Annotated in this window: 1 protein-coding gene; it reads left to right on the top strand. The window is 27.6% G+C overall.

From position 1 onward, the window contains the following. Positions 1–151 precede the first annotated feature (151 nt). Positions 152–293, top strand: a 142-nt coding sequence (locus J8281_RS19475; protein ID WP_246849179.1) for a GTP-binding protein, incomplete at its 3' end; no start/stop codon positions are given.

Here is a 293-nt window from a genome sequence, read left to right as displayed (position 1 = left end):
ATTTTTAAAATGGTTAATAGTTGTTAGTTACTAGTTAATAGTGATTGTCAACATATAAATATTCAAACGAGTATAAAAAATATAAGTTGTTGGTTTTTAGAGAATGAGTAATGAATCAGAAACTAAAAACCAATAACCAATAACAAAAGAAATGGAAGTATTAAAAATAGCAACAGCAGGAAGTGTAGATGATGGAAAAAGTACCTTGATAGGACGTATTCTTTATGATACAAAATCTTTAACTACAGATAAGTTAGAAGCCATTGAAAAAACAAGTAAGCAACGTGGTTACG

The organism is Aquimarina sp. U1-2 (genome assembly GCF_017897595.1).
Classification (GTDB): domain Bacteria; phylum Bacteroidota; class Bacteroidia; order Flavobacteriales; family Flavobacteriaceae; genus Aquimarina.
This window is presented reverse-complemented; position numbering and strand designations above follow the sequence as displayed.